This window comes from Pseudoduganella sp. RAF53_2 (genome assembly GCF_052113985.1).
Taxonomy (GTDB): domain Bacteria; phylum Pseudomonadota; class Gammaproteobacteria; order Burkholderiales; family Burkholderiaceae_D; genus Rugamonas.
Window position 1 is genome coordinate 1 of the sequence record NZ_JBFRDW010000078.1, and the last position, 13,713, is coordinate 13,713.

The 13,713-nt window shown below is 64.7% G+C and carries 9 protein-coding genes; 5 read left to right on the forward strand and 4 right to left on the reverse strand.

Annotation, left to right across the window (positions count from 1 at the left end):
• The first annotated feature begins 212 nt into the window (after positions 1-212).
• The 5 genes from AB4Z11_RS07205 (at position 213) to AB4Z11_RS07225 (ending at position 7,399) form a co-directional block, all read left to right on the forward strand.
• On the forward strand, positions 213-551 hold the full coding sequence (locus AB4Z11_RS07205; RefSeq protein ID WP_442023871.1) for a hypothetical protein: 339 nt from the start codon (positions 213-215) through the stop codon (positions 549-551).
• Between the two features lie 3 nt (positions 552-554).
• The gene (locus tag AB4Z11_RS07210; RefSeq protein ID WP_442023873.1) at positions 555-2,969 is read left to right on the forward strand and encodes a catalase; all 2,415 of its coding nucleotides are present in this window, start codon (positions 555-557) and stop codon (positions 2,967-2,969) included.
• A 61-nt stretch (positions 2,970-3,030) separates the two neighbouring features.
• Positions 3,031-4,707 carry an MFS transporter gene (locus AB4Z11_RS07215; protein WP_442023875.1) on the forward strand — a complete coding sequence of 559 codons (1,677 nt, stop codon included), beginning with the start codon at positions 3,031-3,033 and terminating at the stop codon, positions 4,705-4,707.
• Complete coding sequence (locus AB4Z11_RS07220; RefSeq protein WP_442023877.1) at positions 4,704-5,903, forward strand: HlyD family secretion protein; 1,200 nt, start codon at positions 4,704-4,706, stop codon at positions 5,901-5,903. The genes AB4Z11_RS07215 and AB4Z11_RS07220 overlap by 4 nt, the downstream gene beginning before the upstream one ends.
• Entirely contained in the window at positions 5,900-7,399 is a 1,500-nt protein-coding gene (locus AB4Z11_RS07225) for an efflux transporter outer membrane subunit (RefSeq protein WP_442023879.1), read from the forward strand. The genes AB4Z11_RS07220 and AB4Z11_RS07225 overlap by 4 nt, the downstream gene beginning before the upstream one ends.
• On the opposite strand, the gene AB4Z11_RS07230 is transcribed toward AB4Z11_RS07225, so the two are convergent.
• Genes AB4Z11_RS07230 through AB4Z11_RS07245 form a run of 4 tightly spaced genes read right to left on the reverse strand, consistent with a single transcriptional unit; the run spans position 7,389 to position 13,570 of the window.
• Positions 7,389-7,853, reverse strand: a complete 465-nt coding sequence (locus AB4Z11_RS07230; RefSeq protein ID WP_442023881.1) for an AraC family transcriptional regulator — start codon at positions 7,851-7,853, stop codon at positions 7,389-7,391. The genes AB4Z11_RS07225 and AB4Z11_RS07230 overlap by 11 nt on opposite strands.
• A 9-nt stretch (positions 7,854-7,862) precedes the next feature.
• On the reverse strand, positions 7,863-10,964 hold the full coding sequence (locus AB4Z11_RS07235; RefSeq protein WP_442023883.1) for an efflux RND transporter permease subunit: 3,102 nt from the start codon (positions 10,962-10,964) through the stop codon (positions 7,863-7,865).
• 9 nt (positions 10,965-10,973) lie between these two features.
• Entirely contained in the window at positions 10,974-12,149 is a 1,176-nt protein-coding gene (locus tag AB4Z11_RS07240) for an efflux RND transporter periplasmic adaptor subunit (protein WP_442023885.1), read from the reverse strand.
• Between the two features lie 14 nt (positions 12,150-12,163).
• Positions 12,164-13,570 (reverse strand): efflux transporter outer membrane subunit, encoded by a 1,407-nt coding sequence (locus AB4Z11_RS07245; protein ID WP_442023887.1) that lies wholly within the window; start codon positions 13,568-13,570, stop codon positions 12,164-12,166.
• Positions 13,571-13,713: the final 143 nt, after the last annotated feature.

Sequence of the window (13,713 nt, forward strand, 5' to 3'; positions counted from 1 at the left end):
GTCTCAGTTGTACGCAAAGCCCGGCATTGCAGGTACGGTGGACTTCCACCACATCAAGCACCACTATTACGAAAGCCATCGCCAGCTTAATCCCTATGGCATTGTGCCGGCAGGTCCCTTGTCATTGTTAGGTGCCGCACGGTGAAGCAGAACTGATCGGCCTATCGTAATCCATGCCACTTTCACCTGAACCAGAAATGAAGGGATACGACATGGAAAACCAATTCGGAAAGAGCGATACCAACGTCTCTACCATCGGCAAAGATACCCGCGCCGACATGCACAGCGCCATCGATAAAGCACACGACAAAGTGCCCGCAGCCGCAGACCGCCTGGCGGCACAGGCTCATACGGGTGTCGACAAGATGGCTGACTCCATCAACGACATGGGCGAAAAGCTCGACCAGAAACGCGAAAGCCTGACCGTGGCTTACAAGCGCTTCRCCGAGTCGGGGCGCACCTATGTGCGCAAGAGCCCAGCCACTTCGGTATTGGTGGCGCTGGCCGCCGGTTATGCAGTGTCCAAACTGTTCGGCACCCGCAAGTATTGAGCCATGACCAAGCCTAAACAGGACCCGTCGGCCACCGACGGGGCAGGCTCGGTATTGAGCACCATCGCAGCACCTTCCAACGCAGCGCCTCCCGGCCGGACCGGCAGCCCCGACCCGGCCACGGAGGTGTTGCGCGAGAAGGTTGTCGGCGGCATCGATCTCGCCGCACAGATTCCAGACAATGCTACCAAGGCTTCGGAATACGGCGATGCCGCGCGCACACCGGTGCCGGGCCAGTCCGCCAAACCCGGAACGCCGCTGGCTACGGCCAGCAGCGCCAGTGAAGGCAATGCCTCCGCCAAGCTTGGCAATGGCCAGCCGCCGCAGGGCGAAAATCCCGGCAATGGTCCGCTGGACCGCGTGCGCACCGATTCCGGTGGCCGTGGAATGACCACCAATCAAGGCGTGCCGGTTGCGGACAACCAGAATTCGCTCAAGGCTGGGCTGCGTGGTCCGACCCTGATGGAAGACTTCATCCTGCGCGAGAAGATCACCCATTTCGACCATGAGCGCATTCCCGAGCGGGTGGTGCACGCGCGCGGCTCGGCCGCCCATGGCTACTTCGAGAGCTATAAGGACCTGAGCGACATCACGCGCGCGGCGCCGTTTGCGGCGGCAGGCAAGCGCACGCCGGTCTTTGTGCGTTTCTCCACCGTCGCGGGCGAGCGCGGGTCCACCGACACGGCGCGCGATATCCGCGGCTTCGCCGTCAAGTTCTACACGGACGAGGGCAACTGGGATCTGGTCGGCAATAACATTCCGGTCTTCTTCATCCAGGATGCGATGAAGTTCCCGGACCTGATCCACTCCGTCAAGCCGGAGCCGAATAACGGCATTCCGCAGGCGGCCAGCGCCCACGACACCTTCTGGGATTTCGTCTCGCTGACGCCGGAATCGATGCACGTGCTGATGTGGGTGATGTCCGACCGTGCCATCCCGCGCAGCCTGCGCATGATGCAGGGCTTTGGCGTGCACACCTTCCGCATGGTGAACCTGGCGGGCAATTCGGTGTTCGTCAAATTCCACTGGTCGCCGCTGCAAGGCACGCATTCGCTGGCCTGGGATGAAGCGGTACGCATCAGCGGCGCCGATTCCGATTTCCATCGCCGCGATCTGTGGGAAGCCATCGAGGCGGGCGACTATCCGGAATGGGAGCTGGCGCTGCAGGTCTTCACCGAAGAACAGGCTGCGCAATTCCCCTTCGACGTGCTGGACCCGACCAAGATCGTGCCGGAAGAACTGGTGCCGCTGCAGCCGGTGGGCCGCATGGTCCTGAACCGCAATCCGGACAATTTCTTTGCCGAGACGGAGCAGGTGGCGTTCTGCGCCGCCCACATCGTTCCGGGACTGGACTTCACCAACGATCCGCTGCTGCACGGCCGCATCCATTCGTATATCGATACGCAGATCAGCCGCCTGGGCGGGCCGAATTTCCACGAGATTCCGATCAATGCGCCGGTCGCCCAGGTGCACAATAACCAGCGCGACGGCATGCATCGCCAGGCCATCCATCGTGGCCGGGCATCGTACGAGCCGAATTCGCTGGGCGGTGGTTGTCCGTTCCAGACCGGGCGCATGGGCTTTACCACCTTCCCGGAGCACATCCAGGAAGACAAGGTGCGCGGCAAGGCCGAACTGTTTGCCGACCACTATTCGCAGGCCCGCCTGTTCTGGCGCAGCCAGACGCCGGTGGAGCAGGCGCATATCGTAGGCGGCTTCCGTTTCGAACTGACGCGGGTGCAGACGCCGATGGTGCGCAAGCGCATGCTGGCGATGCTGGCCAACGTCGATCCGATTCTCTCCGCTGGCGTGGCGGGCGGCCTGGGCATGGAAGTGCCCGATCCGCTGCCGATGGCGTTCACCGGCACGCTGCCGGAGTACGAACCCTCGCCTGCGCTGTCCCTGTTGTCGCGGCCCGGCGAACGCGGCATCCGCTCGCGGCGCGTGGCAATCCTGGTGGCCGATGGCTGCGATGAGGGCATCGTCCGTACCATCTATGAGGCTTTGCTGAGCGATGGCGCGGTGCCGCGCCTGATCGGTGCGAATATGGGCATGGTGAAGGGCGCGGGCGGCGGCACGCTGGATGTCGAAGTCTCGCTGGAGGCCACGCCTGCCGTGCTGTATGACGCGGTGGTGGTTCCGGCCGGTGCGGCGGCGGCGGTTTCGCTGGCTGGTCAGGCGYTGGCGCTGGAGTTCGTGCGGCTACAGTACCGTCACCTGAAGCCTTTGCTGGTGGTGGACGACGGCACGCAGCTGCTGGCCGCAGCGGGCATTCCGGCCACGCTGCCGGACGGCACGCATGACCGGGGCATCATCGGCACCGAGCCGGGGGACTTGACCGGCGCGCTGGCGGCCTTCCGGCAGGTGCTGGCCTCGCATCGTATCTGGGAGCGCGACAGCGATAACCCTAAAGTATAGGAGTAGGAACCCGTCTGTGGTGGTATGCTTTCAGGCAGATTGACAGCTGCTGGACGAATGCATGGACGTATACGCACCACAGACCTGGCTTCCCCATGAGCGCCCGACTTTGCCGGGCTCGCCCTCCAATCCGCTGCATTCCACGCCGCGGCGCATTGCCTTCCTTGTTGTAGGATTCATCGTCGCCATTACCGGCGGCCTCGGAAATGCGCTGATTTCCGTCAATCTGCCGTATGCCCAGGGTTCGCTGGGCGTTTATCAGGCCGAAATCCAATGGCTGCCCGCAGCCTATGTGATGGCCAATATCTCCATGAACCTGCTGCTGGTGAAATTCCGCCAGCAGTTTGGCCTGCGTCTGTTCACGGAGCTGTTCCTGATCCTGTATGCGATCGTGACCATGGCCCACCTGTTCGTGCACGGGCTGGCGTCCGCCATTGCGGTGCGGGCCGCGCATGGCATCAGCGGCGCGGCGCTGACGGTGCTCGGGCTTTATTACACCTTGCAGGCTTTCCCGGCCCAACACCGGTTGAAGGCGGTGGTGCTGGGCGTCGGTTTCGCCCAGCTGGCGATCCCGATGGCGCGCATCTTTTCGTCCGATCTGCTGGAAGTCGCGGAGTGGCGCGGCTTGTATCTGTTCGAGCTGGGCATGGCGCTGCTGTCGCTGGGCTGCGTGCTGCTCTTGCCCCTGCCGCCCGGTGACCGCATCCGGGCTTTCGAGAAGACGGACTTTTTAACGTTTGCTTTCTTTGCGCCAGGCGTGGCCCTGCTGTGCGCAGTGCTGGCGCTGGGCCGCACGGTATGGTGGTTCGATGCGCCCTGGCTGGGCTGGGCCATGGTCGGCGCCATCCTTCTCGGCACGACGGCTGTGGCGATCGAACATAATCGCGCCCATCCGCTGTTGAATATCCGCTGGCTCGCCACAGGCACCATGGCGCGGCTGGCGACCTCGGTGTTGCTGATCCGGATAGTGCAGTCGGAGGCCGGCGGCTCGGTCGGTTTCCTGCAGGCGCTGGGCCTGAACAACGATCAGATGGATGTGCTGTGGATGATTGTACTGATCGCCAGCATACTGGGCATCCTGGTCAGTGCGCTGCTGATTACGCCGGGGCGCATCCATGAGATGCTGATGTTTGCCATGCTGCTGATGGCGATCGGCGCTTACATGGATTCGCAGGCGACCAGTCTGACGCGGCCGGAACAGATGTATGTGAGCCAGTTTCTGATGGCCTTCAGCGGCACCTTCTTTATCGGGCCGACGTTTGTGTCGGGCTTCGGCGCGGTGATTGCGCAGCCGCGCAATCTGATCAGTTTCTCGGTCATGTTTTCCATGACGCAGAACCTGGGCAGCCTGGTGGGATCGGCCGTGATCGGCACCGTGCAATCGATACGCGAGAAATTCCATTCCAGTCAGCTGGTTGAGCATTTGACCTTGCTCGATCCACAGGTCGCAGCGCGCGTGCAGGGCACGGGGTCGGCCTTGAACGGCGCGCTGGCCGATCCCTCGCTGCGGACCGTGCAAGGGGTGGCGTCGCTGGGCGCGGCGGCCACGCGCGAGGCAAATGTGCTGGCGTATAACGACGTGTTTTATATTATTTTCCTGGTCGCCTGCGCCTCTCTGGTGTGGATGGCGGCGCATTACTTCTGGCAGGTCTGCACGCGCTGCCGCCCTGTAGTACCGGCAGAAAACGCCCAGACGGGTATGGCCAAAGCTCCTATTTCTGATCACGGAATGCGATGACAACAGACGACAATAACGCGCCACCGCCTACCGCTACCCCCGCTGCGTCCGCAGCACCGCCTGCGCCGCCGGCCGCGCCGGTAGCTCCGCCTCCCGCTGCATCAGCAACGCCGGGCCAGCCCGAAACGCGCCAGCAGTGGATGGCTGGCGCGGGCTTCGCGCTGCTTGCGCTGATCGGCGTGCTGGTTGTGCTTTACGCCTGGCGTCTGCCGCCGTTCAAGAGTCCCGTTGTCTCGACCGAAAACGCGCTGGTGCGCGGGCAGGTGACCGTGATCGGCACCCAGCTTTCCGGCTATGTCACGGATGTGAAAGTGCAGGACTTCCAGATGGTGAAGCGCGGCGATTTGYTGGTCGATATCGATGACCGCACTTACCGCCAGCGTTATGAGCAGGCTGTCGCGCAGGTCGCCAGCACGAAGGCAGCGCTGGCAAACTGGGAACAGTCGCGCCGCAGCGCGGAGGCGACCATTGTGCTGAACGAAGCGGCGCTGGCAAACGCGCAAGCGCAGGCGACGCGCTCGGCGGCGGATCTGAGCCGCGTCGAGCAATTGACCGAGGATGGTTCGCTGTCGCAGCGCGAAGAGGATGCCCAGCGTGCCACCCGCGCGCAGACCGTGGCTGCGGTATCGCAGGCGCGCGCCAATGTTGAAATCGCGAAGCAGCAGTCGCAGGCGGTGTCGGTCAACCGCGCCGCACTGGAAGCTTCCGTCGCCAACGCGGAAGCTGCGATGAAGGCGGCCAAGGTGGATCTCGACAACACCAAGATTACTGCGCCGCAGGATGGTCAGCTGGGACAGGTCACCGTGCGCAAGGGCGCCTACGTCAATTCCGGCGCCCAGCTCATGGGGCTGGTGCCATCGCAGATGTGGGTGATCGCGAATATGAAGGAGACGCAGATGGCCAATGTGCAGGTGGGCCAGCCTGCCACCTTTACTGTCGACGCGCTGAACGGCGCCACGCTGACCGGGCAGGTCGAGCGCATTTCTCCCGCCACCGGCTCTGAATTTTCCGTGCTGCCGGCTGATAATGCGACCGGCAATTTCGTCAAGATCGCCCAGCGCATTCCCGTGCGCATCCGCATCGATTCCGGCCAGAAGCTCGCGCCGCGCCTGCGGCCAGGCATGTCCGTGATCGTCAGCATCGACACCTCCGCCGTCCTCGACGACTCGGCCAGCGCGAAAGGGCGCCAGCAATGAGCGCCCGCGCTCCATCCGCGCAGCCCCTCGCGCACCCGGCGGCCAGCGGAGAGCAGCGCTTCGCTCACGTCGCGTGCGCGTGCGCGGGATTCGGGCGGCGTGCGGTGGTGGTGGCGGCTGCGGTTTTGCTGGCGGGGTGTGCGGCGAAGGTGGGGCGGGCGCCGGAAAGTACGCTGGCGACGCCGGCGCAGTGGCGCAGTGTGGTGGGGCCGGGGGAAGGCGTGGCGGCGGCGGACGGCAGCAAGCCGGTGGAGCAGGAGTGGTGGCGCGCCTTCAACGATCCGGCGCTGACGTCGCTGGTGGCCACCGCGCTGCAGCACAATGAAGACTTGCGCATCGCCCGTGCCCGCGTCGAAGATTTCCATGCCCGCGTCGCAGCAGCGCGCGCCGGGCAGCAGCCAAGCCTGGCGCTGGCTGCCTCGCCAACCAGAACGCGCACGCTGGCTTACAACGGCGTCCCCTACGACACCAACGTCTTCTCCGCCGAATTTCAGGCCAGCTACGAGATCGACATCTGGGGCCGCCTCGCCAGCGCAACGGAGGCAGCGGCGGCAAGCTACCGCGCCGAACAGGCCAACGCCGACGCAGCGGCATTGTCCATTGYCGCCACCGTCGCCAACGCCTATCTGAACCTGCGCGGCCTGGATGCGCAACTGGAGCTGGCCATCGCCACCCTGAAGCTGCGCGAAGAATCACGTATGCTCGCGCAGCGCCAATTCGAGGTTGGCTACACCTCAAGGCTGGAATGGCTGCAGGCGCAAGCCGAGTATCAGACCGCCGCCGAACAGATTCCGCAGCTGCAAAGGCAAATCTTCGAAACGGAAAACGCGCTAAGCCTGCTGACGGGCGCCAATCCCGGCGCCATCGCGCGCGGTACGGCGCTGGCCGATCTGACCCCGCCGCCTGTGCCGGCCGGCCTGCCATCCGAACTGCTGCGCCGCCGTCCGGACATCGCCCGCGCCGAGCAAAACATCGTCGCCGCGAACGCCAGCCTGCAGGCCACGCGCGACCAGCTGCTGCCATCCTTCCGCCTGACCGCCGCCGATGGCATCCAGTCCACCGACTTCAGCGACTTCCTGCATACGCCGGCGAACCTGTGGCGCATCAGCCTCGGGCTGACGGCGCCGATCTTCGAAGGCGGCCGGGTGCAAGCGCAAACCGATTCCGCAGCCGCCCAGCGCGACCAGGCAGTCTTCGGCTACGAAAGCACGGTGCGAAATGCCTTCGCCGAAGCGGAAAACGGCATCGGTGCGATATACAGATTGCGGGAACAGGTAGTGCAGAACGACGCGCGCCGCGAAACGGCGGCCGAAACGCTGCGCATTGCGCGCAACCGACATCGCAATGGCTATGCGTCCTACCTGGAGGAACTGGATGCGCAGCGCACCCTGTACAGCGCAGACGTCGCGCGCCTGCAATTGAGGACGCGGCTGCTCACCGCGTCCGTGGATCTCTACCGCGCGCTGGGTGGCGGCTGGCAGGCGCCTACTCGATAGGGATAAACAGCTCGCATTCGAAGGCACCGGTCGCAGGATCGGTGCGGAAGTCCGCAGCATAGCGCTCGAAGCAGGCGCCTGGACGATCGCCCAGTCCCTCAACGCCCAGCGTCTGGCCATAGAACTGATGCCATGCCGAGCCGATGCCGTCCGGCGGACCAAAATAGCGCGTGCTCGCAAACCGGCCGCCCGGAATCGTGGCCAGCGAAGCAGGCGCCTCGGCCTCATAGTCCTTGTCCACTTCCACGCAAGCGTCGTAGCGGCACTGCTCTGGCGGTGTGGTGGTCGGATCGTCCAGCGCCACGCCATACGTCACACGGCCCTGCAAGCCGGCCGCCGCCAGCCAGGGCTGCACCACCTTGCGCCAGAACTCGCCAAGCGAYGGACCATAGGGGCCGGTATGGCGCAGGAAAGCTACGCGTACCGGATCGAGTTCAACCACTTTGATATCCATCGCTTGCTCCTATTTCGTTATGGTTATGGGGCCGCCGGAGTGCGAACGGCGGCGCAGCCTGCGCACAGTGCGTTCGACGATCTGCTCCAGGTCATCCACATAGGTGAACACCGCCGGCACCACCAGCAGGCTAAGCAAGGTCGAAGTAATCAGGCCGCCAATCACGGCAATCGCCATTGGGGAACGGAAGCTTGGGTCCGCGCCCCAGCCGAGCGCCAGTGGCATCATACCCGCGCCCATCGCAATTGTCGTCATCAGGATTGGACGGCTACGTTTATGGCAGGCGTCTACCAGCGCATCGAAGCGGCTCATGCCCGCCGCGCGCGCGAGGATCGCGTAATCCACCAGCAGGATCGAGTTTTTGGTCACGATCCCCATCAGCATGATCAAGCCAATCATCGACGGCATGGACAGCGCGCTGCGCGTGACCAGCAGGGCCACGAAAGCGCCGCCGATGGACAGCGGCAGCGCGGCCAGAATCGTCATCGGCTGCAGGAAGTCGTGGAACAGCAGCACCAGCACACCGTAGATGCAGAGCACGCCGATGGTCATGGCAATTCCGAAGCTGACGAACAGGCCAGCCATTTCCTGGGTGTCGCCCGCATCCGCCTGGGTGACGGATGGCGGCAGGTTCGTCATAGCAGGCAGATTGCGCGCTTCCGTATCGATTTCGCCCAGCGAGCGGCTGCCCAGTTCCACGTCCAGCGTCACGTTGCGGCTGCGGTTCAGACGGTCGATCTGGGCCGGGCCTGATTCGACGGTGATGTCGGCCACGGTGGCCAGCAGCACGGGGCCATTGGTGCCGGGTACGGTCAGGCGGCCGATGGCATCAAGGTCGGCGCGCACGGCGTCCGGCAGCTTCACGCGGATCGGCACCTGGCGCTCGGGCAGGTTCATCTTGGTCAGATCGTAGTCGTAGTCGCCGGCGGTGGCCACGCGTACCGTTTCACCGATGGCATTGGCTGTGACGCCCAAATCCGCCGCCTTGGCAAAGTCTGGACGCACGATGATTTCAGGACGTACCAGTGAGGCACTGGACGTCACATTGCCGATGCCGTGCAGCGTGCGCAGTTCGCGCTCCACCTTGCGCGCGGAATCGGTGAGCGCCACCGGATCGTCCGAGCGCAGCACGACCTGAAGCTTGATGCCCGTATCCGGCGGACCGACGGTAAAGCGCGCGCCGGGAATGCCCGACACCTGTTCGCGGATCTGATTGTCGATCTGCGACATCTTTTCCTTGCGGTCGTTGCGATGCCGGGTCGTGATGGTCAGCACAGCGCGGCGCGCCTCGGCTGCAGTGCCGGGCGCGAAGGCATCGCCGGAAGAACCGCCGCCGATGGAGCTGAACACATGCGTCACGGTCGGCACGCGCAGGATGGCCTGCCGCGCCTGTTCCGCAATCACCCTGGTTTCGGCCAGCGTGGAGCCGGGTGGCAGTTCCAGATTCACCATCGTCTGCCCGCGATCGGCCGGCGGCACAAAGCCCGTAGGCAGCAGGCCGACCAGCATGATGGAGCCGACGAAGAAGGCTGCCGACGCCAGCGCCGTGATGCCGCGATGCTTCAGGCACCACTTCATGGTCTTCATATAGCGCTGCATCAGCCAGCCGTCCGGGGCATGGGTGCTGACGGCAGGGCGCAGGAAGTGCGCGGCCATCATCGGCGTCAGCAGACGCGCTACGACCAGGGACGCCAGCACCGCCAGCACGGCCGACCAGCCGAACTGCTTGAAGAATTTGCCGGGGATGCCGCCCATGAAGGCGGTCGGCAGGAACACGGCGACCAGTGCAAAGGTGGTCKCGATCACCGCCATGCCGATTTCGTCAGCCGCTTCCATGGCAGCCTGCATTGGCGATTTGCCCATGTGGAGGTGGCGCTCAATGTTTTCGATTTCCACGATGGCGTCGTCCACCAGCACGCCGACCACCAGGGCCAGAGCCAGCAGGGTCACGGTGTTCAGGGTAAAACCCATCCAGTACATGCCAAGGAAGGCTGGAATTACGGACAAGGGCAGGGCGGCGCTGGCGACCAGGGTAGCGCGCCAGTCGCGCAGGAACCACCACACCACCAGCACGGCCAGAATCGCGCCCTCATACAGCAGCTCCATCGAGCCGTGGAAGTTTTCCTCAACCGGCGCGGCATTGTCGATGGCCTGAGTAATTGCTACGTTGGGATGCTTGCGGCGCAGTTCTTCAATCGCGGCGCGTGCATCGGCCGCCACCTGGGTTTCGCTGGCGCCCTTGGTGCGGAAGATTTCGAACGCCACCACCGGCTTCCCGTCCTGCATGGCGATGGCGCGAGGTTCGGCCACAGTATCTGTCACTTTGGCTACCTGCTCCAGACGCACGTGGCGGCCGGCGCCCAGCGGGATGTCAATTTTCGCCAGTTCTTCCGCCGTTTGCACGGTGGYGATGGTGCGTACCGACTGTTCGGCGCCGCTGACGTCACCGCGTCCACCCGGCGCTTCTTTTTGCACCAGGCGCAGCTGGCGCGACACATCCAGCGCGGACACCCGCAGCGCGGCCATGCGTTCGTCATCCAGCTCCACGCGGATCTCGCGGGTTACGCCGCCCACGCGCTTGACCTGGCCAATGCCCTGCACCGCCAGCAGACGCTTGGTCAGGGTGTTATCGACGAACCAGCTCAGCTCCTGGCTGTCCATTTTCACGCCCGGCTGGGCCTCGACCACAAAGGCCAGCACCACGCGGCCCGCCGTGGAAAGCTTGCTGACCACGGGTTCGCGCAATTCGCCGGGGAGGTCGGCCTTGATGCGGGTAACGGCATCGCGCACCTCGTTCACCGCGTCCGACAGATTCTTCTCCAGTACGAATTCGACGATCACGTTGGCCGTGCCATCCAGGACTTTGGTGCGGATATTTTTCACACCCTGTAGTGTGGCGACGGAATCTTCGATCTTGCGTGCGACCTCCGTTTCCAGCTGGGCCGGCGCGGCCCCGGGCAGGGTGGCGGTCACGTTCACGACCGGCAGTTCGATGTCAGGGAAGTCCTGTACCGGATTGGCCTTGTATGCCAGCAGTCCTGCCAGTGTCAGCAGAACAAACAGCATGATCGCTGGAACGGGATTCCGGATCGAAAGCGCGGAAAAATTCATGGCACGTCCTTAGCGGCGGGCCGCTTTGCCGGCGCCGGCGGCTGCGCTGGTGGCCGCATTGTCCGGCACATAGGTACCGGCACTGCGTACCAGATCGCCGTCGTTCAGGAAGCCGGCCCCGCCCACCACCACCAGCGTGTTGACCGGCAGGCCGTCCAGCACTTCGATGCGGTCGCCGAGCCGGCGGCCGGTCTGCACCTTGAGCTGGGATACGCGCTGGTCGCTGTTCATTTTGAAGACATAGCTGAAGCCATCGCGCACTGCGACAGCCTGCTGCGGCACGGTCATCGCGTCGGACGCACCCAGTTCGAACTGGCCGGTGGCGAACATGCCGGCCTTGAACGGCGGCTGCTTGCCGTTATTTGCCGGCAGATCCACGTACACGATGGCGGAACGGGTCTGCGGATCGATGGTCGGCGCCACCATGCGCACCTTGCCGGTCAGGACGCTGCCATTGGCTGCTTTCACGATGGCGGCATCGCCTATCCTCACGCTGCGCAGCTCGGGCGCGGTGACTTCGGCGCGCCATTCCAGGCGGCCCTGGCGGATCATACGGAACAGTTCCGTGCCCGGCCCCGCCACCACGCCCACGGTGGCGTTGCGCGCGGAGATCACGCCATTGTCCGGCGCCACCACGCGGGCGTACTTCTGGCGCAGGCCTTGTACGGCCAAGGCGGCGCGCGCCGATGCGATGCGGGCATTGGCAGTTTGCTCGGCGGTGAGGTATTGGCTGATCTGCTGGGCGCTCAGCGCGCCGGTGGTTTCGATGGAGCGGGCGCGCGCCGCATTGGCTTTCGCTTCGGCGGCGGCGGCTTCGGCTTCGGCCAGCGCGGCCTTGGCTTGTGCCACGTCGGCGTTCACGGTGTCGGCGTTGAAGAGGGCCAGCAGCTGGCCTTTGGTGACCACGTCGCCCACGTTGACGAAAACTTCGGCCAGGCGCAGGCCGTTCGATTCGCTGCTGATGATGGCTTCCTGCCAGGCCGCGACATTGCCGTTGGCCGTCAGCCGGATCGGCAGCGTGGTTTTTTGCGGATGCGCGGTGGTCACGGTCAGCGAAGGACGGGGCGCATCGGTCTTCCTGTCGTCGGCTGGCGCAGCGCCGGACGCCATGGCTGCAGCAGCGCAGACGGCCGCCAGCAGGGCGGCGCGGTACGGGCGGTTGCGGCGGAGGGACGTCTTATTCATCAGCTTATCCATTGTTATTGTGTCGCTGCCGGGGCGGTCCAGCCGCCGCCTGCTGCGCGGTACAGGGCAATCCATGCGGCGCTGCGTTCGCGCTGCAGATTCACCACCGTGTTTTCCGCCGCCAGCCGGGTGCGGCGGGCGTCTTCCAGTTCGAGCAGGCTGGCGAGGCCGTTGTTGTAGCGGTCCTCGGTGGCCTGGAAGAAGCTGCGGTAGCCATCCAGTGCAGCCTGTGCATCATCGGTACGTTCCTGGGTGCTGTGCAAGGTAACCAGCGCCTGTTCCACTTCGCTGACTGCCTGGCGCACGCCGGCCTGGTAGCGGCTCACGGCGGCGTCGTAGCGGGCGCGCGCCGCATCGACATTGACTCCGCGCGTACCGGCGTCGAAGATGGGCAGCACCATTTGCACCGGGCCAATCTGCCAGGCGTTGGCTGTGACGCTTTGTCCCTCCGCGCGGATATTGCCGCGGCCAATGAAGCCGGACAGCGTCAGTTGCGGGAAGCGTTGCGCCCGCGCGCCGGCCACTTCAAAGCTGGCCGCTGCCACTTCATTCTGCGCGGTGAAGACATCGGGACGCTGGGCCAGCAGCTGCGCCGGCACGGCATCGATGGTGACGCCGGACGAAGGCGCCAGCGGCGCGGCCGTCGCGTTCTCGGCCAGCTTTTCGCGCAGCTGGGCTTCGGGGATGGCAGTCAGGGCCACCAGCACTTTCACATCGATTTCGCAGGCGGCGCGCTGGGCCACGGCGCGATTGTTGCCGTCGGCCGCGCTGGCGCGCGCCAGCGCGTTGTTGGATGGCGACTGGAAGCCGGCTTGCGTGGAAATCGCCGTCAACCGCGCAGTATGCGCGCGCGACGCGGCATCCAGCCTGGTCACCGTCAGCAGGCGTTCGCAGGCGCGCAGGCCGTAATACTGGTTGGCCGTTTCGGCCGCCACGGCGACGCGCGCTTCGTGCCAGCCGGCGTGGGCGCTGTCCAGGCGGGCCTGGGCGGCATTGCGCCGCGCACGCACGCCGCCGAACAAGTCGATTTCCCATTGGGTCTGCAACAGCGCCTGGCTGGTGGTGTTGGTCGGGACATTGGCCTGTTGCTGGCTCATACGCGTAGACGTCAGCACTCCGTTCAGATTGGGCACCAGCGCGGCCCCGGCGGCCACGCGCTCGGCGCGGGCCTGCGCAATGCGCGCGCCCGCGGCAGCGACATCCGGACTGGCCGCCTGTGCCGCTTCGATCAGCTGCACCAGCAGCGGGTCGCCCTGGCCCTGCCACCAGTTCGATAATTCGCTCATGCTGCCGTGATGGGGCAGCGGCGCCTGCCAGACAGGCGGCGCGTTGGACGCGACCTTGGTCGCCGGCCCCTGCACGCCGCAAGCGCACAGCGTCAATGCTGCCGCCGCGGCCAATGTGCGCTGGAGTCTCTTCATTCTTTCTTTCTACCGAACTTTTTCGTTAACTTATCTATTTGTTATAGCGTCCAAATTTACAAAAAGTTGAGGTGAATGAACATTTAATCATAATAATCAAGTATTTAACATCCTGATACAAACGAAACAAAGCAGTCTTTGGC